Origin of the sequence: Nocardia pseudovaccinii (assembly GCF_050942345.1) — a bacterium.
Classification (GTDB): Bacteria; Actinomycetota; Actinomycetes; order Mycobacteriales; family Mycobacteriaceae; genus Nocardia; species Nocardia pseudovaccinii.
Map to the genome: position 1 here is coordinate 3,690,787 of NZ_CP192074.1, position 20,096 is coordinate 3,710,882.

At 66.4% G+C, this 20,096-nt stretch carries 21 protein-coding genes; 12 read left to right on the plus strand and 9 right to left on the minus strand.

The genetic code is table 11. The features are described 5' to 3' along the window. The first annotated feature begins 23 nt into the window (after nucleotides 1–23). Together ACQPZ2_RS16585 and ACQPZ2_RS16590 are read left to right on the plus strand one after the other, a co-directional pair. Entirely contained in the window at nucleotides 24–506 is a 483-nt protein-coding gene (locus ACQPZ2_RS16585) for a cation:proton antiporter regulatory subunit (RefSeq protein ID WP_063043599.1), read from the plus strand. A gap of 4 nt (nucleotides 507–510) precedes the next feature. Next, the gene (locus ACQPZ2_RS16590; protein ID WP_433526370.1) at nucleotides 511–1,695 is read left to right on the plus strand and encodes a cation:proton antiporter; all 1,185 of its coding nucleotides are present in this window, start codon (nucleotides 511–513) and stop codon (nucleotides 1,693–1,695) included. On the opposite strand, the gene ACQPZ2_RS16595 is transcribed toward ACQPZ2_RS16590, so the two are convergent. After that, nucleotides 1,597–2,541 carry a rhomboid-like protein gene (locus ACQPZ2_RS16595; RefSeq protein ID WP_433526371.1) on the minus strand — a complete coding sequence of 315 codons (945 nt, stop codon included), beginning with the start codon at nucleotides 2,539–2,541 and terminating at the stop codon, nucleotides 1,597–1,599. The genes ACQPZ2_RS16590 and ACQPZ2_RS16595 overlap by 99 nt on opposite strands. 603 nt (nucleotides 2,542–3,144) lie before the next feature. On the opposite strand from ACQPZ2_RS16595, the gene ACQPZ2_RS16600 reads away from it, so the two are divergent. Beyond that, entirely contained in the window at nucleotides 3,145–3,921 is a 777-nt protein-coding gene (locus tag ACQPZ2_RS16600; RefSeq protein WP_433526372.1) for an MHYT domain-containing protein, read from the plus strand. Nucleotides 3,922–3,978: 57 nt separating this feature from the next. On the opposite strand, the gene ACQPZ2_RS16605 is transcribed toward ACQPZ2_RS16600, so the two are convergent. The 3 genes from ACQPZ2_RS16605 to ppgK form a co-directional block, all read right to left on the minus strand. Beyond that, nucleotides 3,979–4,824 (minus strand): MHYT domain-containing protein, encoded by an 846-nt coding sequence (locus ACQPZ2_RS16605; protein WP_433526373.1) that lies wholly within the window; start codon nucleotides 4,822–4,824, stop codon nucleotides 3,979–3,981. Between the two features lie 414 nt (nucleotides 4,825–5,238). Then, the gene (locus ACQPZ2_RS16610) at nucleotides 5,239–6,612 is read right to left on the minus strand and encodes an RNA polymerase sigma factor (RefSeq protein WP_433526374.1); all 1,374 of its coding nucleotides are present in this window, start codon (nucleotides 6,610–6,612) and stop codon (nucleotides 5,239–5,241) included. A gap of 196 nt (nucleotides 6,613–6,808) precedes the next feature. Beyond that, entirely contained in the window at nucleotides 6,809–7,567 is a 759-nt protein-coding gene (ppgK, locus tag ACQPZ2_RS16615; RefSeq protein ID WP_433526375.1) for a polyphosphate--glucose phosphotransferase, read from the minus strand. Between the two features lie 180 nt (nucleotides 7,568–7,747). Between ppgK and ACQPZ2_RS16620 the strand changes: the two genes are divergently transcribed. Further along, nucleotides 7,748–8,653: an inositol monophosphatase family protein gene (locus tag ACQPZ2_RS16620; RefSeq protein WP_433526376.1), complete on the plus strand. Its 906-nt coding sequence runs from the start codon at nucleotides 7,748–7,750 to the stop codon at nucleotides 8,651–8,653. Nucleotides 8,654–8,716: 63 nt separating this feature from the next. On the opposite strand, the gene cei is transcribed toward ACQPZ2_RS16620, so the two are convergent. Beyond that, nucleotides 8,717–9,397 (minus strand): envelope integrity protein Cei, encoded by a 681-nt coding sequence (gene cei / locus ACQPZ2_RS16625; RefSeq protein WP_040692557.1) that lies wholly within the window; start codon nucleotides 9,395–9,397, stop codon nucleotides 8,717–8,719. 373 nt (nucleotides 9,398–9,770) lie between these two features. Here cei and ACQPZ2_RS16630 point away from each other — a divergent pair, with 373 nt between their 5' ends. Next, nucleotides 9,771–10,073, plus strand: coding sequence for a DUF4193 domain-containing protein (locus tag ACQPZ2_RS16630; RefSeq protein WP_040692543.1), 303 nt, complete (start codon nucleotides 9,771–9,773; stop codon nucleotides 10,071–10,073). 65 nt (nucleotides 10,074–10,138) lie between these two features. Here ACQPZ2_RS16630 and ACQPZ2_RS16635 read toward each other — a convergent pair whose 3' ends face one another. Further along, nucleotides 10,139–10,618 carry a DUF3093 domain-containing protein gene (locus ACQPZ2_RS16635; RefSeq protein WP_433527442.1) on the minus strand — a complete coding sequence of 160 codons (480 nt, stop codon included), beginning with the start codon at nucleotides 10,616–10,618 and terminating at the stop codon, nucleotides 10,139–10,141. Between the two features lie 79 nt (nucleotides 10,619–10,697). Between ACQPZ2_RS16635 and dut the strand changes: the two genes are divergently transcribed. After that, nucleotides 10,698–11,195, plus strand: coding sequence for a dUTP diphosphatase (gene dut, locus ACQPZ2_RS16640; protein WP_040692540.1), 498 nt, complete (start codon nucleotides 10,698–10,700; stop codon nucleotides 11,193–11,195). Between the two features lie 5 nt (nucleotides 11,196–11,200). Next, on the plus strand, nucleotides 11,201–12,172 hold the full coding sequence (locus ACQPZ2_RS16645; protein WP_433526377.1) for a DUF3710 domain-containing protein: 972 nt from the start codon (nucleotides 11,201–11,203) through the stop codon (nucleotides 12,170–12,172). Here the strand turns inward: ACQPZ2_RS16645 and ACQPZ2_RS16650 are convergent. After that, the gene (locus tag ACQPZ2_RS16650; RefSeq protein ID WP_433526378.1) at nucleotides 12,169–12,885 is read right to left on the minus strand and encodes an alpha/beta fold hydrolase; all 717 of its coding nucleotides are present in this window, start codon (nucleotides 12,883–12,885) and stop codon (nucleotides 12,169–12,171) included. The genes ACQPZ2_RS16645 and ACQPZ2_RS16650 overlap by 4 nt on opposite strands. A 130-nt stretch (nucleotides 12,886–13,015) precedes the next feature. Between ACQPZ2_RS16650 and ACQPZ2_RS16655 the strand changes: the two genes are divergently transcribed. The 3 genes from ACQPZ2_RS16655 to ACQPZ2_RS16665 all read left to right on the plus strand — a co-directional run bounded on the left by ACQPZ2_RS16655 (nucleotide 13,016) and on the right by ACQPZ2_RS16665 (nucleotide 14,910). Further along, nucleotides 13,016–13,393 carry an OB-fold nucleic acid binding domain-containing protein gene (locus ACQPZ2_RS16655; RefSeq protein ID WP_063043609.1) on the plus strand — a complete coding sequence of 126 codons (378 nt, stop codon included), beginning with the start codon at nucleotides 13,016–13,018 and terminating at the stop codon, nucleotides 13,391–13,393. A 3-nt stretch (nucleotides 13,394–13,396) separates the two neighbouring features. After that, entirely contained in the window at nucleotides 13,397–14,125 is a 729-nt protein-coding gene (locus ACQPZ2_RS16660) for a DUF3159 domain-containing protein (protein WP_433526379.1), read from the plus strand. A gap of 149 nt (nucleotides 14,126–14,274) precedes the next feature. After that, the gene (locus ACQPZ2_RS16665; protein WP_433526380.1) at nucleotides 14,275–14,910 is read left to right on the plus strand and encodes a sigma-70 family RNA polymerase sigma factor; all 636 of its coding nucleotides are present in this window, start codon (nucleotides 14,275–14,277) and stop codon (nucleotides 14,908–14,910) included. Between the two features lie 40 nt (nucleotides 14,911–14,950). Here ACQPZ2_RS16665 and ACQPZ2_RS16670 read toward each other — a convergent pair whose 3' ends face one another. Both ACQPZ2_RS16670 and ACQPZ2_RS16675 read right to left on the minus strand, forming a co-directional pair. After that, the gene (locus ACQPZ2_RS16670; RefSeq protein WP_433526381.1) at nucleotides 14,951–15,622 is read right to left on the minus strand and encodes a potassium channel family protein; all 672 of its coding nucleotides are present in this window, start codon (nucleotides 15,620–15,622) and stop codon (nucleotides 14,951–14,953) included. A 1-nt stretch (nucleotide 15,623) separates the two neighbouring features. After that, nucleotides 15,624–16,289, minus strand: coding sequence for a potassium channel family protein (locus tag ACQPZ2_RS16675; protein WP_040692532.1), 666 nt, complete (start codon nucleotides 16,287–16,289; stop codon nucleotides 15,624–15,626). A 166-nt stretch (nucleotides 16,290–16,455) separates the two neighbouring features. On the opposite strand from ACQPZ2_RS16675, the gene ACQPZ2_RS16680 reads away from it, so the two are divergent. Beyond that, nucleotides 16,456–18,444 (plus strand): APC family permease, encoded by a 1,989-nt coding sequence (locus ACQPZ2_RS16680; protein ID WP_063043644.1) that lies wholly within the window; start codon nucleotides 16,456–16,458, stop codon nucleotides 18,442–18,444. Next, nucleotides 18,441–20,060 carry a class I SAM-dependent RNA methyltransferase gene (locus ACQPZ2_RS16685; RefSeq protein ID WP_433526382.1) on the plus strand — a complete coding sequence of 540 codons (1,620 nt, stop codon included), beginning with the start codon at nucleotides 18,441–18,443 and terminating at the stop codon, nucleotides 20,058–20,060. Before ACQPZ2_RS16680 ends, ACQPZ2_RS16685 begins: the two co-directional genes overlap by 4 nt. The last annotated feature ends 36 nt before the right edge of the window (nucleotides 20,061–20,096 follow it).

Sequence of the window (20,096 nt, forward strand, 5' to 3'; positions counted from 1 at the left end):
CTTTTGCCGGTTAGGGTGGAGGTGTGAACGTCGATGTCACCGCCCTACCCGGGATCGGGGTACGCAAAGACTTCCAGCTGCGGTCGGGCCGCAGGATCGGTGTGGTCGATCATCGCGACGGCGGCATCGATCTGATCGTCTCCAAACCCGATGACCCGGACTCCTGCGCCGCGCAAGTACCGCTGACTCCGGACGAGGCCGCGGTGCTCGCCAACCTACTCGGCTCGCCGCAGCTGGTGGCGAAGCTGCGCGAGGATCACCGCGACCTACCCGGGATCACCACCCGCCAGCTACCCATCGCCGAGGATTCGCCGTACGAGGGCCGCACCCTCGGCGAGACCGGAATGCGCACGCGCACCAAGGCTTCCATCGTCGCGGTGATGCGTGCGGGGCAGCTGCACCCCTCGCCGGGACCGGATTTCACTTTCACCGCCGACGACATACTCGTGGTCGTCGGTACCCCCGACGGTCTGGACGCGGCCGCGAAGATCCTGACGCACGGGTGAGAGCGTGAACGAAACCGCGCTCGCCCTCATCGAGCTCGGGGGGGTGTTATTCACCCTCGGCATGCTCGGGAGAGTGGCGGCACGCTTCGGCATGTCCCCGATTCCGCTATATCTGCTCGGCGGGCTGGCTTTCGGCCAGGGTGGCTTGGTAGAACTGGGCGCCGCGAACGAATTCGGCCATATCGCAGGCGAAATCGGCGTCGTACTGCTGTTGCTACTGCTCGGCCTCGAATACACCGCGGCGGAATTGGTGACCGGATTGCGCCGATCCTGGGCCGCAGGTCTGGTCGATCTCGTCGCGAACGCGACGCCCGGCGTGGTGGTCGCCCTGATACTCGGCTGGGGGATGACCGGAGCGATCACCATGGCCGGGGTCACCTACATCTCGTCATCGGGCATTGTCGCCAAGGTGCTGAACGACCTCGGCCGCCTCGGTAACCGGGAAACCCCGGTGATCCTGTCGATCCTGGTCTTCGAGGATCTCGCGATGGCGATGTATCTGCCGATCCTCACCGCGATCCTGGCCGGTACGAGCTTGCTGAGCGGGTTGACCGTGCTCGGTCTGGCCCTGGCCACTGTCACCGTCGTCCTGGTCGTCGCGCTGCGCTACGGCCGGTACGTCTCGGCGATTGTGGACAGCGCCGACCGCGAGGTATTCCTGTTGAAGCTGCTCGGCGCGGCGCTGCTGGTCGCAGGGCTGGCATCGGCGCTGAATGTTTCGGCGGCGGTCGGCGCATTCCTGCTCGGCATCGCGATCTCCGGTTCCACCGCGCACGAGGCGACCAAACTGCTGGAACCGATCCGGGATCTGTTCGCGGCCATCTTTTTCGTGGCCTTCGGATTCAGCACCGATCCGCGGGCCATTCCGCCGGTACTCGGCTGGGCGATCCTGCTCGCAGTGGTCACCGTGCTGACCAAGGTCGCCACCGGCTGGTGGGCGGCGAGTCGGCAGGGTATCCGCCGGATGGGGCGGGCGCGCGCGGGCGCGGCACTGGTCGCGCACGGTGAATTCTCCATTGTCATCGCGGGTTTGGCGGTGGGCATGGGTGCGGTCGACGTCCAACTCGCCGCACTCGCCTCGGCCTATGTCCTACTGATGGCGGTGCTCGGCCCGATCGCGGCCCGCGTCGTCGAACCGGTCATCGGCATGGTGCAGCGCCGCTTCAGCCCCGCCGTCAGCACCGGATAGCGGCTGCGCCGCCACGGAATTCGTCCCGGTATCGGCGGCGGCCGCGGGAATCCGGGGCACCGTAAGCCGATTCGTCGACGCCGGTGTCGGCGCGGCGGAAATCGCGTCGCGTTCGGTACGAAGACGTTCGATGCGCCGCCAGAAAGTCGACGCGACGAATCCGATCGCCAAACCGATCAGGGCCGCGCACATATGCCCGTAGTCGGTGAAGGTCGGTCCGATAAGCAGCGCCGAGCCGAGGAATACGACGATGACACCCGCCCACAGTGCGCGGACCACACCGCGGAAGTGGAACGCCATGGCCGCCAAGACGGCGGTGAACCCGTAGCTGGTGCCGACATCCGCCGCATACTGCACCCGCACCGGGATGACGTGGTGGTCGATGGCGTGGTCGATGGCGGTGACGGTGAGCAGCGTCGCGCCGATATGTCCGGTCGCGAACAGCAGAATCCAGCGACTGGTGCCGAGCCAGCGTTCGGCGAAGCCCATGACCACCAGAATCTCCGCGATGGTGACCCACGGAAATTGCCCCTGAGTCCAGAACGCCGAGGCCACCAGCACCTGGATCGGGTTGTGCTGCATGTTGTAGAGGTTGGTGGAGGCCGAGAAGATCAGCCTGCGCTCCACCGAATCACCGACCCCGCGCAGCGTCCACCAGGTGACGAACAGGGTGAACGCGTAGGCCGTGCTGGCCGGCGCGCCGGACAGGTGCTGGCGCAGTTCGGGCAGCAGCCGGCGCATCAATCGGGGCCGCCGCGCCCACGACCAGACCGCACGCAACTCGTCACCGAGGTCGACGGTCTGCGTCCAGGGGGAGTGGATTCGGCGCAAAGTGGGGGCAACCACATGCACAAGTCTGCCGGTTCCGAGGAACTTCTGCGCGCAGACCCGCCCGGTCTGTGTCCTGGCTCACCTGAGCTGGTCTTTCCGCCCTCACGTCGATTCGCATCCGGGGCAACGTCGGCTCCGCAGAATTGGTCCGCCGACCAAGAGGGCAACCTCTGTCAGTTCGGCGCGAATACTGCAGACCCGCCGCGAGCATACGACGCCGGTCGAGTCCGGTTGGCGACCGAGCCTCATCCAGCTCGGCGGCGCTGGGCCGCAATGAGATTCGGCATGCGTACCGAAATTGCCGTGGTGTTCTTGCAAATGCGCGAACGCTTGGTGTCGATCGGCGAATTCTTGAGATCCATTGTGGCCCAGCAATATCGGTGCTGATCGATTGCCAGTGGTGACGATCAGCAGGATTCGGCGGCGGGGGACCGTTCGGTATGTATCGGGCACGGGTGGTCGCCGACGGATAGCGGGCACTGTCTCACTGATTGGATTCATCCCATGACAAATTTAGCGGACGGTAGTACTGTAAATCGCCTACCTGCTGGTTCTTAGAAGCGGGCAGGCTCGCACTGTCGCGATGACGGTCGACGTCAGCCCAACGAGGGAGTTCGCGTGCTGGAAATCGATCACTTCAGCCACGGGTTGCTCACGCCGGTTGTCGCGTATCTGATGTCATTCACCGGATCATTGCTGGGACTGCGGTGCGTGGTTCGGGCGCGGGCCGGTAGCGGCCACGCCGGATGGCTCGTCGCCGCGGCCGTTGCGATCGGCGGCACCGGTATCTGGGTCATGCATTTCATTGCCATGCTGGGCTTTTCGATCCACGGCGCATCGATCCGCTACGACGTGCCGATCACCCTGCTCAGCGCGGTGATCGCGATGGTGGTGGTGTGGATCGGATTACGGGTCGCGCAGCTGCCGGGATTGGAGCCGGTGGCGCTGTACATCGGTGGTGCGATCACCGGCGTCGGTGTCGGTGCCATGCACTATTCCGGCATGTATGCGATGAAATCCGACGCGGTCATCGAATACGACGGACGAATAGTGTTGCTGTCCATGGTGATCGCGGTGATCGCCGCGACGGCGGCGCTCTGGTTCGCGCTGCATGTCCGCGGCACCCTGGCCACCATCGGCGCGGCACTGGTGATGGGCGTCGCGGTCTGCGGCATGCACTACACGGGCATGTTTGCGATGCATGTGCAGAACGGCCATCACATGCACCCACCCGCGGGCGCGGGCGCGACACAACTGCTGACTCCGCTGACGGTCGGCGTCGGTATGGTCACCATGATGCTGCTACTGCATATCGGCATCACCGATGTCGAGGATCCGGCCTACGACGGTGCGCGCGGACCGCGCCCGGCGCGCTACTGGCCGACCAGGGACTGAGTCGCATCGCCCGGTGAGATCGCGCTGTGAGCTTGTCGCACAGGCGATTTCGATGGTTCAGTGCCGCGGTACCTCGGTCCGCGTCGGCCAGTACGCGGTCGGCAGTATCTGCGGTTCCACCGGTGGCAGCGGCGGTAGCGGATCGGTTTTGGCGCGCGGCGCGATGCGCAGCGGCGGCAGTTCTACACTGCGATCGATCTCGGTCAGGCTGACGCTGATGAGCAGCAGCATCGTCACCACGCTGATCACGACGATGATCGGCGCGATCAGTTCCATGGCACCGGTCCCTTCGGGGGTGTGCATATCTCCGGTGTGCGCATGCATCGCCGACATCCCGGTGTAGTGCATGCCGCAAACGGCCACACCCATGATCAGTCCGGCGCCGATGGTTGCGAAGAATCCCTTGACCCGCAACGTGAACCAGAGCGCAACCGTGGCCGCCACCACCGCAATGACCAACGACAGCCCGACCCGCCGCGCGTCATAGCTGATCATCGCATTCGACTTCATGGCATACATGCCCATGTAATGCATGGCCCCGACGCCGAGGCCGGTGATCGCACCCCCGGCCAGCAGTCCGCGCAGCGACGGTTCGGGTTTGACGACGATGAACAGCCCGATGCCGACCACGGCTATCGCGGTGATCGCGCTGAGCAGGGTGAGTGGAATGTCGTACCGGATCTCGGTGCCACGGATCGAAAAGCCCAGCATCGCAATGAAATGCATGACCCAGATACCGGTGCCGCCGATGGCGACGGCCGCGCCGAGCAGCCAGCCGATCCGATCCTTGCCGCTGCGGGCGCGTGCGGCGCACTGCAAGCCGAGCAGGCATCCGGTGACCGACATGGTGTAGGCCAGCAGCGGGGTCAGTAGACCGTAACTGAAATGGTAGATGTCGAGCACGCACGCTCCCACTGCCGAAGAAAAAGCATCGGCGATTGAAACAACAGCGGGTCAGACGATACGACAGCCGTCGACCTGATGGGAGCCGAAATCTGCTTTTGCAGAAGTGGTTTCGGTCACTTTTAGGTTTGATTGAAACCCGAATTGGTTAGCGAGCCGGACGCTGTCTCGTTTGCCGCCCCATGGCTGATCGTTTGCGCGACAGAACGCCGAAAGTGACTGTTGCAGAAGCAATTCGGCTCAACGCAATTGAAAACCCCAATGGGGGCAGCCGGATTCGACGATAGCGGGACCGTAGGCGGAGCGAATGCGGGCGGAGTTGCCGGTCGACCGAACGACAAGGAGGCCGGTTGCGAAAAAACGAAACGCCCGCGCTGTCAGGCGCGGGCGCTTCGGAAAATCGAGCAGAACGAACTAATCGAGGTAGTCGCGCAGGACCTGCGAGCGACTCGGGTGGCGCAGCTTGCTCATGGTCTTCGACTCGATCTGCCGGATGCGCTCACGGGTGACCCCGTAGACCTGGCCGATCTCGTCGAGGGTGCGCGGCTGGCCGTCGGTCAGGCCGAAGCGCAGCCGAACCACGCCCGCCTCGCGCTCGGACAGCGTCTCCAGCACCGACTGCAGCTGATCCTGCAGCAGCGTGAAGCTCACCGCGTCCACCGCGACGACGGCCTCGGAGTCCTCGATGAAGTCGCCGAGTTGGCTGTCGCCCTCGTCGCCGATGGTCTGGTCCAGCGAGATGGGCTCACGCGCGTACTGCTGGATCTCGAGGACCTTCTCCGGCGTGATGTCCATTTCCTTGGCCAACTCCTCCGGGGTGGGCTCGCGGCCCAGATCCTGGAGCAGCTCGCGCTGGATGCGGCCGAGCTTGTTGATGACCTCGACCATATGCACCGGGATGCGGATGGTGCGGGCCTGATCGGCCATGGCGCGGGTGATGGCCTGCCGGATCCACCAGGTGGCGTACGTGGAGAACTTGTAGCCCTTGGTGTAGTCGAACTTCTCCACCGCGCGGATCAGACCCAGGTTGCCCTCCTGGATCAGGTCCAGGAATGCCATGCCGCGGCCGGTGTAGCGCTTGGCAAGCGAGACCACCAGGCGCAGGTTGGCTTCCAGCAGATGGTTCTTGGCGCGGTTGCCGTCGCGAACGATCCACGTGTAGTCGCGGCGCATCGCGACCGGCAGCTTCTCACCCTGCTCGGCGAATTCGCGCACCTTCTCCGCCGCGTAGAGACCGGCCTCGATCCGCTTGGCGAGTTCGACCTCCTCCTCGGCGTTGAGCAGTGCGACCTTGCCGATCTGCTTGAGGTAGGCGCGCACCGAGTCGGCCGATGCGGTGAGTTCGGCATCCTTGCGGGCCTGACGCAGCGCCTCGGATTCCTCCTCGTCCCAGACGAAGTCGCCGGAGGCCTTGTCCGCGGCGGACGGTTCGTCGGTCTCACCCTCCTCGACTTCCTCGGCGACGTCCTCGACCAGTTCCTCGGCCTCGTCGGCGAGATCGTCCTCGGAGACCTCTAGATCGCCGAGATCCTCGATGTCGAGATCCTCGGCCTCGAGGTTCTCGTCGCCGCCGGGCTCGCCGTCGGGTCCGGCCTTCTTCGGTCCGGCCTTCTTGGCCGGGCCCTTCGTCGCCTTCGCGGCGGCGGCCTTCTTGGCCGGGGCCTTCTTGGCTGCGGCCTTCTTGGCCGGGGCCTTCTTCGCGGCAGCCTTGCGGACCGGCCGTGCTTCGGTTACATCTGCGGAGTCGGCATCGGCCGATTCGGCGGTCTGACGGGTCGTGGCTACCACGTACGCCCTTTCGTGACGGTCTCGTGCGGCGTCACGCCAGAGTGGTGTTCCGGCGGAGCGGTCTGTCGGGTTTCACCGGCTGAACGCCGGGTCTGGGGTTTCCGGCTCGCGGCCGGAGTACGTTCCATTGTAACGATCGAACCAGGGTACCTACGGCACGATCCCGGCAACGGCTAATGCCGTACCCTCCGCGCGTCTACGGTGCGATGCCCGCATCGATGGCCATGGCCGCCCCCACGATGCCCGCGGTGTTCTCCAGTCGGGCGGGAATCACCGGTGTTCGGTTGGTGAGCAATGGAATCCATTGTTCGGCATCGCGGCTGATGCCGCCACCTGCGACGAAGACCTTCGGCCAGAACAAATTCTCCAGGCCGCTGAGCACAATGCTGACCTGGGCGGCCCACTGCTCGTAGGTCAGGCCGTCGCGATCCTTGATCGAGGCGGCGGCGCGGTGTTCGGTCTCCATGCCGCCGATCTCGAGATGGCCGAGTTCGGTATTGGGCACCAGCGTGCCGTGGAACAGCAGCGCCGAGCCGATGCCGGTGCCGAACGTCAGCAGCACCACCAGACCGTCGAATTCCTTTGCCGCGCCGTAGCGATCTTCGGCCAGACCGGCCGCGTCGGCGTCGTTGAGCACGGTGACGGCGCGGCCGTCGAGTGCCGCGGAGAACAGCGCCCGCGCGTCGGTGCCGATCCATGCCTTGTCGATATTGGCGGCCGTCTGCGCGACGCCTTCCAGCACGACCGAGGGCAGCGTGATGCCGACCGGGCCGTCCCAATCGGCCTGGGCGACCAGTTCGGCGACCGCGTCGGCGACCGCCTGCGGTGTCGAGGGATGCGGTGTCAGGATCTTTATCCGCTCATGGACCAATGCTCCGGTGGCCAGATCCACCGCGGCGCCCTTGACGCCGCTGCCACCGATATCGATACCGAATGCGTGCCCCCGAGCGGACATGACGTTCCCTCGTTCCCTGTGCTGGCCGATGTGATGAACGCACCGCCGCACAGGAACTCACCACCGGCTGGTCGCGGAGCATGCGGTGTTGTGCCCGACGACGGCGTTGTGTCGTGCACGACAAGAGTAATGGGCGGGCATCGGTTCCCGTTCGCCGAGGATGTGTGATGGCATGGGGGCATGCCGGAGACCACAGCGTCAGTTACCGCCCGCCCGCCCGCGACGCCATCCGAGGATGTCGCCGAATTGCGCCGGATCGCGGTCCAACTCGCCGAAACCGCGGCCGCGCATGTGCGCTCGCGCCGGCCCGAGGTATTCGGTCCGGAGGGTGCGCGCGACGGGGCCGTGCAGGCCAAGGGCCACCCCACCGATCCGGTGACGATCGTCGATACCGAGACCGAGGATCTGATCCGGCGCCTGCTCGACGAAGCGCGCCCCGGCGATCCGATCCTCGGTGAGGAGGGCGGCGGCAGCCTGGCCGGCGGTGACGGGGACACCGTGCACTGGGTGGTGGACCCGATCGACGGCACCGTGAACTTCCTGTACGGCATTCCGGGCTACGCGATTTCGGTGGCCGCGATGCGCGACGGACAACCCGTCGCCGGGGCGGTGGTCGATGTCGCGCGGGCGGCCACCTACAGCGCCGGACTGCGGATGGGAGCCACGAAGGTGACCGGTGACGGCGCCGTGGAACACCTGCGCTGCACGCCGGTGCGATCGGCGGCGATGGCCTTGGTGGCCACCGGATTCGCGTACGGCAAACACCGCAGGGCCAGGCAGGCGGAGCTGATCGCGCAGATCCTGCCGGAGATCCGCGATATCCGCCGCCTCGGCGCGGCGGCACTGGATCTGTGCTTCGTCGCCGAGGGCCGCGTCGACGCGTACTACGAACACGGACTCAACGCGTGGGACTGGGCGGCGGGCGCTTTGATCGCCGCGGAGGCGGGTGCGGCGCTGCGCTTGCCCGCCGCGACCAGCCCGGGTGCGGCAGGTGAGCTGGTCGTTGCCGCCGCACCGGGCGTCGCGAACGAGTTGACCGAGCTGTTCGAGCGTGTCGGCGCGACCACCGCGATCCCGGACGCCTGAAAACGGATCGCCCCGGTCTGCCGAAGCGGCAGACCGGGGCGATGAAGGTCGGTTCAGGAAAGGTCAGCAGCGTGCCGTGCGCGCCGCGGACAGCAGTTTGGGATCGATGGACGTCGATCCGCCCGGTGCCGGATTCTTCAGCGATTTCAGCACTTCCTCGGCGTCGGGGCTCGGCCGCAGCGATTCGCCGAATACCGAACCGAGCACCAGGTCCACGGTGTCGTCGTTGCGCTGATCCTCGATCAGCTCGGCGCACGGCGCGACCAACTGGACCGAGGCGGCGGCCGGTCGGCCGTTCACGCCGAAGCGGATCTGGCCGGTGCAGTTCAGGTCGCCGTTCACATAAACCGGATCGTTACCGAATTGCTGTCCCGGCGCGCTCGCGAAGCCCAGATCGCCGAGCGCCGAGGCGATGTGCGAGGCCTGACCGCTCTTGTTGTTCGCGTTCAGTACGCGGACCTTCGACGAGGCCAGTGCCGCCGGTTCGACGTCGGTCAGCCGCGATTGCCCCACCCGCTGGCCCATCGGGGCCGGTTGGGGCGATTTCGCGTCGGTGGCCGGGCTCGGCGAATTGCACGCCATCGCGGTTCCGCTGCTGTCCTCGGTGGTCAGGGCCTTGATCCACACCACGGTGCAGATCAGGAGTAGGACGCCGACCAGGATCAACCATGGCTGGTTGCGTCTCCGGAGGAAGGGTTGACCCGTTCGATCCGTTGCGCTGCCTTCGGTGATGAGTGAAACCACGTGCATACTCTACGAAAATGTGTCCGCGCCAGTGCGTAAGGTCTCGGCGAGTTCACGGTTGGTGTCGATTACCCCTCAGTTTCGAATCGTCTGTGTTTTGATTGCGACTTTTGCCGTGGCGTCCGCTATTGTCTGGCGGCCCAGATCGAAACATCGCAGCCCAAAACGGTGGTCGGTCGCGGGAACAAGAAGGGCATGTCCTGCGTTTACCGAGCGCTATCAAAGGTGGGTCCGCATGATCCGCCCTGATAGGGGACCGGTGTACGTGTGACGTGCACCACCGGCGGGGCGGAGCTGGTCATTCCGATTCCGAGGGAATCGGTGTGAGTGGCCCGGTCCGGGATATACGGAGTAAGGACGAGGGGAAGACGACATGGCAACCGACTATGACGCACCGAGGCGCACTGAATCCGACGAAGTGTCGGAAGATTCGCTGGAGGAGCTGAAGGCTCGTCGCAACGAGGCACAGTCCGCCGTCGTGGATATCGACGAATCCGATACCGCGGAGTCGTTCGAGCTTCCCGGCGCGGACTTGTCCGAGGAAGTCCTGACGGTTCGGGTGATCCCGAAGCAGGCCGACGAGTTCACCTGTTCCAGCTGTTTCCTGGTCCATCACCGGAGCAGGCTGGCCAGTGAGAGTGGCGGTCAGCTGATCTGCATGGACTGTGCAGCCTGATCTCCGGCGCGAGATCTGATCTCCAGCCGAGATCAACGGTCAGCCCGCGCTCGGCACGCCCGGCCTCAGTCAGGTATGCCAAGCGCGGCCAAGACCCGGTCCGGCCGTCGCGTACTGATCAACCAGTACGGCGTCGGATCGTCCGGGTCGTCGAGTACAAGTAGCACCATCGGCCCCACCCATGGCCGATGTTGGACATAGGCGGCGGGGTCGAGCTGGCGGCCCAGCGCCGCACTCTTGGCGGTGGGGGCCACCGTGGCCGATCTGGCCACGAAGTTCACCGGCAGATGCGCGCGATCGGCGCGGAGTTCGCGGATGCCGGAACCGTCCTGGGCGACCTCCACCCGATGACGGCTCAGCCACAACAGCACCCACACCGGTACCGGAAACAGCAACGCGTAGGGCAACCAGGCGCGCAGACCCGGTGCGCCCATATGGATTTCGGCGGCCAGCAACCCGGCGATGGCGAACGCGATCGGCCACCACCACAGCGGCACCCAAAGGCGCTCGCGGTAGGGCTCGAAGCTTCGCTGTTGTTCGTCCATAGTCACTGGGTTGGGCTGGTCCGACACGACTCAACACTAATTCACTGAGGTCGAGGGCGTACGCGTAGGCTCGGTGAACGTGAGCGCCCTTTCACCCATACCTTTGCTGCGGCTTGATCCCGGCATCCCCGTGCCAACGCGTGCCCACCACGGAGACGCGGGCGTGGACCTGTGCACTACAGAGGACGTCATCATCGAACCGGGGGAGCGCGTGCTGGTCGGCACCGGTGTCGCGGTCGCACTGCCGGTCGGCACGGTCGGCCTGATCCATCCCAGGTCCGGACTCGCCGCGAAAACCGGTCTGTCCGTGGTGAATACGCCGGGCACCGTCGATGCGGGCTATCGGGGCGAAATCAAGGTGTGCCTGATCAATCACGATCCGCGCACCCCGATCGAATTGCGTCGCGGCGATCGGATCGCGCAGTTGCTGGTGCAGCGGGTGGAACTGGTCGATTTCGTGGAGGTCGACGTACTCGACGACACCACGCGGGGTGCGGGCGGTTACGGGTCGAGCGGTGGCCACGCCAGTCTGGCCGCGTCGGCCGACGAGGCGGCCACTCTCGGCAAGGAGGCATGACCGGCATGTTCGGGAAGAGACGCAAGTCCGGCGGACGTGATGAATACGTCGAGGACCGATACGACGACTACGCCGACGAATACGGCGAGTACGCCGCCTACGGCGACGCGGGTTACGACGATGAGCCGATCACCGACGAGAACCCCATCATCGATCCGATCACCGACGAGAATCCGATCGTCCCAGCCGCTTACGTCGCCGCGCACTACGACGACGAACCCGAGTACGACGAATCCGAGTACGACGAGCACGACTACGACGACGATGTCGTGGACATGCCCAAATCCGGCCCGTACGACTACGACGAGGTGGCCGAGCTGCTGGACAATGTGTCCGATCAGCGCCTCGATCTGGGTTCGGTGATCCTGCCGGTGCCGCCGGGCGGCCAATTGCAGGTCGAGATGACCCCGGACGGCACGCCGCAGGCGGTGCACCTGGCGACCGAACACGGTCGGATCACTGTCGCGGCCTATGCCGCGCCCAAGTCGGCGGGCCAATGGCGTTCGGTGGCAGCGGATCTGGCCGAATCGCTACGCAAGGACGGCGCCAGGGTCGCGGTGGAGACCGGACCGTGGGGCCGGGAACTGCTCGCCATCACCGAGGGCGCGGACCTGCGCTTCATCGGGGTGGATGGTCCGCGATGGATGGTGCGGCTGGTGGCCGCGGGGCCGCAGGGCGCCGCCGATGACGGTGGGCCGCTGGTGCGGGCCGCGCGAGCGATCTTGACCGAGACCGTGATTCGGCGCGGCGACGATCCGATGCCGGTGCGCGAGCCGCTGGCCGTCGTGCTGCCACCGGAACTGGCCGAGCAGCTGGCCGCCGCGCATCAGGCGCAGGTGGACGCACAGCAGCAGGCGGTAGCCGCACAGCAGGCCGCGGTCCAGCCCACACCCCAGCCGCTGGTCCCGCCGCGTATGCCCAATGAACCGCGACGCGGTGCGGACGGCTCCGCCATGCAGCAGCTCGGGCTGAACTAGAACGCCGCGAGTCCCGCGTTTCCGAGAATCGCGGGATCCGCGCCGAGTTCGTCGAGGGTGATCCGGATCAGCTCGGCGCGCGGGATCAGCTCGGCCCATTCCTCGGCGACCGACAGCGGGTGCACCGGATCGTCGACAGCGGTGACGATGGTGACGGGCACCTCGACGGTGCCGAGTCGTTCCGCATCGGGCCACTTGTAGTCGGCGGCCTCCTGCAGTGCCTCGGGCAGCCGCGGCCACTGCGCATGCCAGGACTGGGTGAGCGCGTCGGCGAGCCAGCGCGGGCTGCTCGCGCGCATGCGTTCGACCACCGTGTCGAGCCCGTCCGCGCGCAATTGTGCCGCGGTGGCGGCAGCGCTGAGCGCGGCCGGGCACGCGGCGGTATCGGGACCGGTCCAGGCCGGTAGCGCCGCCACTACGCCGGTTGCTGCCCCGGGATGTTCAGCCGCCCATTCGAGTGCGACCGCCGCGCCGAGGGAGATCCCGGTGGCCAGGACCGGCCCGCGCCCGGCGGCCTCGTCGAGCGCCGCCCGATACCCGGCAACCACTCCGCGCGGGTCGGGTTCGACGGCGATGAATTCGATTCCGCGTGCCGCACAAGCCGGTCCGAAGGCGCGGCGAGCGAAGTCGGCATCCGAACCGGTTCCCGGCAACGCCACGGCGATCGGGGCGCGGCCGCTGCGGTCCGGCGCGAAATGTGGGGAGTCGAACACCGGTCCGAGCGTAGCGGGGGGATGGTTGCCCATCTACAGTGGCGGGTATACGGCCTTAAGCCGGTCGTCACCGGAACAACCATGATGGCGTGGGACCCACGTCGTCTTGCTCCACGCAGGAGAGCGTCAAATGTCATCCGCCGCCTCAGGTTATTTTCGCCGTCTGAGCCGCAGACTGACCGAGGATCTCGATCAGTTGGACGCCGAGGAACTCGCCGAATCGGCCGATGCGTCGGGTGCCTGCCGGGCCTCGGACTGTCAGCGCGGTGACGAGGCGACCATGCTCGGCCGACTACGCAGTGTCGAGGCGTGTCCGAAGTCCGTCGGCGCCAGTGTTCAGGCAGAATTCTTCGACGGCACCGATGCCATCAGTCTGGTGTGGATCGGTCGCCGCCGGATTCCCGGTATCGAACCGGGACGCAAGATCCTCGTCCGCGGTCGTGTGGGTGACCGGGATGGTCGTAAGGTGATCTACAACCCCTACTACGAATTGCGTGAGAACAGCTGACGTATGCCATCGAGCAACGAGAACGCCGCCGAGATCCACACCCGAGGTCGTGAGCCGATCGACGCGGGCCCGTCCGACGTCGTAGATCGCTCTGTAGACGCCGAAAACGAAGAGGCCGAACAAACCCTCCTCGAGCAGTTGGGCGGCTTCAGCGGCCTGATCTACTCGACGCTGCCGGTGCTGGTCTTCGTGCCCGTGAACACCTTCGCCGGGCTCACCGCGGCGATCTGGTCGGCACTCGGCGTGGCCGCCGCGATTCTGGTGTGGCGGCTGGTGCGGCGCAGCCCCATCCAGCCCGCGATCTCGGGCTTCCTCGGGGTGGGCATCTGCGCGTTCATCGCCTACCGCATGGGTGAGGCGAAAGGCTTCTTCCTGTTCGGCATCTACACCAGCCTGGTCTACGCCGGGGTGTTCCTGGTGTCGATGCTGGTGCGCTGGCCGCTGGTCGGCGTGATCTGGGGTGTGCTCAACGGCCACGGCACCGAATGGCGGTCCGACCGCCGCGTCGTGCGCCTCTACGACCTGGCGACCACCACCTGGGTGATCGTGTTCGGCGCGCGCTATCTGGTGCAGTCACAGCTCTACGACACCGATCGCACCGGCTGGCTGGCCTTCGCGCGCATCGCGATGGGGTGGCCGCTGACCGCCGTCGCGCTGGCCGTGACCGTATGGGCGGTGCGCCGGGCCGGACATCTGCCGGTGCGCCGGGATACGGCCGCCGAAACGGCCTAGGAATTCCCGCCCCGAATTCCGCTGGGGTGTTAACGAATCGCCGCCGGAGGTGGGGGAGTACCCACCCTGGGGTGCCTGGTTGGGCGACCGAGTTCATCAGACGATCAGTGCAAGCAAAAAAGCACGATCGGCGAGGAAGGACTCGGAAGTTGGCTACCGAGCACAACATTGCGACACTGTCGAAAAACCAGGCCCACCACAACCCGGCCCTGTCGGAGAGCCGCCGGGTATCGGCCGAACTGGATAAGTTGATCGGTCCGGCGGCCGCGGGCGACCGTGCGGCGGTCACCGAGATCATCCGGCTGGTCCACCCGCTCGTGCGCCGGTATTGCGGTGCGCGCCTTGGCAATACCGCACATCTGCACGTCACGGCCGACGATGTGGTGCAGGAGATCCTGCTGGCCACCGTCAACGCCATTCCGCGCTACCGCGATCAGGGCAAGTCGTTCCTGGCGTTCGTCTACGGCATCGCGGCCAACAAGGTGGCCGACGCGTTCCGGCGTGCGCAGCTGCACCCGATGTACCCGGTCGACGAGGTGCCCGATACGGCATCGACCGCCGCGGGCCCGGAGGAGTGGGCGATCGCGTCCGAACGTCGCGAGGCCACCCGGGAATTGATGAAGATCCTGGCGCCCGCGCACCGCGAGGTGCTGGTGATGCGGATCGTGCTCGGCTGGACCGCAGCGCAGACCGCCGAGGCCATCGGCACCAGTCCCGGCGTGGTTCGGGTCATGCAGCATCGCGCGCTGAACAAGCTGCGCGCGCAGCTCGCGGCCGCATCCTGAGGTCGGACAGGCGCTGATCCGTATCAGCCTTGTCGGGGAGTCAGGGTTTGATACCGTGCGTGGCCAGCGCCACCCGCAGGTCTTCCTCGGCCTCCACGGAGGTCACGAACAACAGCTCGTCATCGCCTTCGAGGGGGTCGTCGGGCTGCGGCACGATCACGCGGCCGCCGCGCAGAATCGTCACCAGGGCGGCGTCGCGCGGCAGGGTGAGCGTGCGGACCGGCTTGCCCGCCAAGGCGGTATCGCTGGGCAGGGTGATCTCCACCAGATTGGCCTGACCCTGCCGCAGCGTCATCAACCGGACCAGATCGCCGACCGAGACCGCCTCTTCCACCAGCGAGGCCAGCAGCCGCGGCGTCGACACGGCGACATCGACGCCCCAGGACGCATCGAAGAGCCATTCATTGCGTGGGTCGTTGACCCGCGCCACCACCCGGCGCACGCCGAATTCGGTCTTGGCGAGCAGGCTGTGCACCAGATTCGTCTTATCGTCACCGGTGGCGGCGATGACAACCTCGTAAGTCTGCAGGCCCGCGTCCTCCAGCAGCGCGAGTTCGCACGCGTCGGCATGGACCCAGATGGCATCCGGGATGGCGGCGGGGTCGATGTGGTCGAGCTGGCGCTCGAGCAGCATCACCCGATGGCCGCCGCGCAATAGCTCCCTGGCTATCGATCGGCCGACTGCGCCGGCTCCGGCGATCGCCACTTTCATTTCAGTCCTCGCTTGCTGGGGGCTTACCGGCCAAGGCGACGGCCTCGCCGACGGAGCCGGAGGTGGCTGCGACATAGACGACGTCGTCGGCTTGGACCACGGTCTTGCTCTCGGGGAGCAGGCCCTGACCGAACCGGATGATGAAGGCGACCCTGGCGCCCACATTGCGCTCCAGATCGCGCACGGTGCGCCCGTACCACTCCTCGTGCAGCGTCAACTGGGCTACCGCAACGGTGCCCGTCGGATCCCGCCAGGTGGTGGTTCCGCCGTCCCCGATCAGCGTGGTGAGGAAGCGGTCGGTGGTCCACGGCACGGTGGCGATGGTCGGAATGCCGAGGCGCTCGTAGACGGCGGCGCGTTTGGCGTCGTAGATGCGCGCTACCACGCGCTGCACACCGAACATTTCCCGGGCCACCCGCGCGGAGATGATGTTGGAGTTGTCACCGGAGGAGACCGCGGCGAAGGCGTCGGCCCGCTCGATTCCCGCGCGGGTCAGCACATCCCGGTCGAAGCCGACACCGACCACCCGCTCGCCCGGAAAGTCCTCGCCGAGGCGCAGGAAGGCGCTGTGATCCCGGTCGATCACGGTGACCTCATGGCCGACCCGGACCAGGGCGCGTGCCAGCGATGAGCCGACCCGTCCGCAACCCATGATCACTACGTACACCGCAACCTCGTTCCTGGAACCATGGCGTTCGGTTTGCTTACCTCGGCATCGAACCGTACCCGCCAGATGTTTCCATGGCCCAATTTCCCCTCCGCCTGTCAACCAAACATACGACGCGAACCGGCCGAGGGAGCGCTGCATCCTGCGGGGATCTATGCTCGCTCCAGTGTCCAAGTTGACGACGGCAGCCAAACGTTTGCTGCTGGGCAGGCCTTTCCGTAGCGATGCGCTGGGCCACACCCTGCTGCCGAAGCGAATCGCGCTTCCGGTGTTCGCCTCCGATGCCATGTCCTCGGTGGCCTACGCCCCGGAGGAAATCTTCCTTGTTCTTTCGGTGGCGGGCATTTCTGCCTACGTCTACGCGCCCTGGGTTGGTCTTGCCGTCTCATTCGTGATGGCCGTGGTGGTCGCCAGCTATCGGCAGAATGTGCACGCCTACCCTTCCGGCGGCGGTGACTACGAGGTCGCCACCACGAATCTCGGGCCCAATGCCGGGCTCACCGTCGGCAGTGCGCTGCTCGTCGACTATGTGCTCACGGTGGCGGTATCCATCTCCTCGGCGGCGTCGAATATCGGGTCCGCGATTCCGTTCGTCGCCACGCACAAGGTGTTGTTCGCGGTCGTCGCCATCGTCGTGCTGACATCGATCAATCTGCGCGGCATCCGGGAATCGGGTGTCGCCTTCGCGATTCCGACCTACGCCTTCATCTTCGGCATGTTCGCGATGCTGGGCTGGGGGCTGTTCCGCATCTTCGTACTCGGCGACGACCTGCGTGCCGAATCGGCGGGCTTCCAGCTCAATGCCGAGGAGGAGCACCTATACGGACTCGCGTTCACCTTCCTGATCGCGCGGGCGTTCTCCTCCGGCTGTGCCGCGCTCACCGGTGTCGAGGCGATCAGCAATGGTGTGCCCGCATTCCGGAAACCCAAGTCGCGCAACGCCGCGACCACACTGCTGATGCTCGGCAGCATCGCGATCGCGCTGCTGATGGGCATCATCATCCTGGCCCAGAAGATCGGGATCGTGTACGCGCACAACGAATCCGAGTTGATCGGCGCGCCCGCGGACTACCACCAGAAGACGCTCATCGCCCAGCTGGCCGAAACCGTCTTCCATGGCTTCCCGATCGGCTTCTTCTTCATCACCACGGTGACCGCGCTGATCCTGGTGCTCGCCGCGAATACCGCGTTCAACGGCTTCCCGGTGCTGGGTTCGATTCTGGCGCAGGACCGTTACCTGCCACGGCAGTTGCACACCCGCGGCGACCGATTGGCGTTCAGCAACGGCATTCTGTTCCTCTCGGGTGCGGCCGTCGCATTCGTCGTGGTGTTCGGCGCCGAGGTGACCAAACTCATCCAGCTGTACATCGTCGGGGTGTTCGTCTCGTTCGTGCTCAGCCAGACCGGCATGCTGCGGCACTGGACCCGGTTGTTGCGCACCGAAACCGATCCGTCGCAGCGGGCGCGGATGAAGCGTTCGCGGGTGATCAACGCGATCGGGCTCAGTGCCACCGGGACGGTGCTGGTCATTGTGTTGATCACCAAGTTCTTCGCCGGTGCCTGGATCGCGATCTGCACCATGGTGGCGATCTTCGTTGTGATGAAACTCATTCGACGGCACTATGATTCGGTTTCCCGCGAACTCGACGAGCACGAATGGGACGGCGTGCTGCCGAGTCGGTCGCATTCGATCGTGCTGGTGTCCAAACTGCATCTGCCGACGCGCCGGGCGCTGGCCTACGCGCGCGCGACCCGCCCCGATACTTTGGAGGCGGTGACGGTGAACGTCGACGAGGCCGACACCAGGGCGCTGGTGCGGGAGTGGGAGCGCAGCGATATCACGGTGCCGCTCAAGGTGATCGAATCGCCCTATCGCGAAATCACCAAGCCGGTATTGGATTACGTCAAGCGGGTGCGGCGCGATTCGCCGCGCGATGTGGTGACCGTATTCATTCCCGAATACGTTGTCGGACACTGGTGGGAGCAGATTCTGCACAACCAGAGCGCGTTGCGGCTCAAGGGCAGGTTGCTGTTCGAGCCGGGTGTCATGGTGACGAGTGTGCCGTGGCAGTTGACGTCGTCCGCGAAGGCCAGGCAGGCCGGTGTGGTGAATGCGCCCGGTGCGGTGCGGCGCGGGTACGAGGACCGAGGGTGACCGACTGGCGCTCGAACACCTTCCAGGTGCGGCTCGGCCCGCCCGGGCACGGCGGATTCTGTATCGCGCGGCACGAGGGCCGGGTGGTCTTCGTGCGACACGGGCTACCCGATGAACTGGTTCGAGTGCGGGTCACCGAGGATCGCGGGGGTTCGTTCTGCCGTGCCGATGCGATCGAAATCCTGGAGGCATCGCCGGATCGCGTTCCCGCCACCTGTCCCGTCTCCGGTCCCGGTGGCGCGGGCTGCTGCGATTTCTCCTTCGCCACCCCCGCCGCGCAGCGCGCGTTGAAGGCGGCGGTGGTGGCGGAGCAACTGTATCGCATCGCCGGACTCGAACGAGATATCACCGTGGAGCCGATCGCCGGATATCCGGCCGACGCCACCGGCGGCTGGCGCACCCGCGTCCGCTTGGCCGTTGACGCGGAGGGGCGAGCCGGAGTGCACGGGTACCGCAGCACCGAGGTGATCACCGATCTGCGCTGTCCCCAACCGGTTCCGGGTGCGATGGACGGCATTGCGGACCGAATATGGACTCCCGGCGCGGATCTGGTGGTCGCGGTCGACGGCGATGGGATGCGGCATGTCGTCGAATTGGCTCCGTCGGCGGTTGCGGGACGTGCCGAGTCCGAACGGCCTTCGAGGCGAGGTGGGGATCGGCGTGGCAGGCGGGAGACAGACCGGCGTTCCGGAAAGCGTCGCACCGCTGAGTGGGGGCCCGGCAGCGAGTCGCCGCGGACCGGTGCACGTGGACACGGCGACGAAGGCCGATGGGGCGGATCGCAATGGCGGCATATCGATGACGGCGACGGCCCTCAGTCCCTGCCCGGCGATGTGGATGGCAGGAGCCGTCGTGCAGGAGCGGGGCACGACGGCGAGTGGGATCGGGGCAGGCGTGGGGATCGGTCTCGTCGTGATGAGTTCGGCGGCGAAGGCTCGCGCGGCAGCGATCAGTCCGGATCGGTTGGGGGAGAGGGGGTTCGGCGGCGGGCGGCGGCGCGGCGGGCGGCGACGCACGCGGCTCGGGACGAGTGGGTGATGGGCGGTAGCGGTCGGACGGTCGAGTATGTGGCCGGGCGCCGGTGGGAACTCGCGGCAACCGGGTTCTGGCAGGCGCATCATGGTGCGGCGCAATGCTATTCGGATGTGGTCGCCGGGTGGGCGGGGCTCGGTAACGGGGAGCGGGCGTGGGACTTGTACAGCGGCGTAGGGGTTTTCGCGGCCCGACTGGCCGGACAGGTCGGTCCGACCGGTTCGGTGCTGGCGGTGGAATCGACCCGGTCCGCGGTCGCCGACGGTAGTGCCGCGCTGCGCGATCTGCCCTGGCTGGACCTGCGCGCCCAGCGTGTCGAACATTGGCTGGCCGAACACGCCAGCAGCGCCGCCCCGGATGTGGTCGTCCTGGATCCACCCCGCGCGGGCGCGGGCAAGGAGGTCGTCACCGCCGTGACCACCAGCGGCCCGTCCCGCATCATCCATATCGGTTGCGATCCGGCCTCATTCGCCCGCGACCTCGGCCTCTACCGATCGGCGGGCTACCACCTCGCTGATCTACGCGCCTTCGACGCCTTCCCCGCCACCCACCACGTCGAATGCCTCGCCCTGCTGGAGCGTTGAGACCTGTACACGCCCACCCGGGCCAGCCCGAAGGCG

Coding starts and splice junctions, on each gene's coding strand:
- ppgK (WP_433526375.1), bottom strand. CDS start 7,567: ATGTCCGCTCGGGGGCACGCATTCGGTATCGATATCGGTGGCAGCGGC.
- ACQPZ2_RS16620 (WP_433526376.1), top strand. CDS start 7,748: ATGCCGGAGACCACAGCGTCAGTTACCGCCCGCCCGCCCGCGACGCCA.
- ACQPZ2_RS16630 (WP_040692543.1), top strand. CDS start 9,771: ATGGCAACCGACTATGACGCACCGAGGCGCACTGAATCCGACGAAGTG.
- ACQPZ2_RS16635 (WP_433527442.1), bottom strand. CDS start 10,618: ATGGACGAACAACAGCGAAGCTTCGAGCCCTACCGCGAGCGCCTTTGG.
- ACQPZ2_RS16645 (WP_433526377.1), top strand. CDS start 11,201: ATGTTCGGGAAGAGACGCAAGTCCGGCGGACGTGATGAATACGTCGAG.
- ACQPZ2_RS16655 (WP_063043609.1), top strand. CDS start 13,016: ATGTCATCCGCCGCCTCAGGTTATTTTCGCCGTCTGAGCCGCAGACTG.
- ACQPZ2_RS16660 (WP_433526379.1), top strand. CDS start 13,397: ATGCCATCGAGCAACGAGAACGCCGCCGAGATCCACACCCGAGGTCGT.
- ACQPZ2_RS16670 (WP_433526381.1), bottom strand. CDS start 15,622: ATGAAAGTGGCGATCGCCGGAGCCGGCGCAGTCGGCCGATCGATAGCC.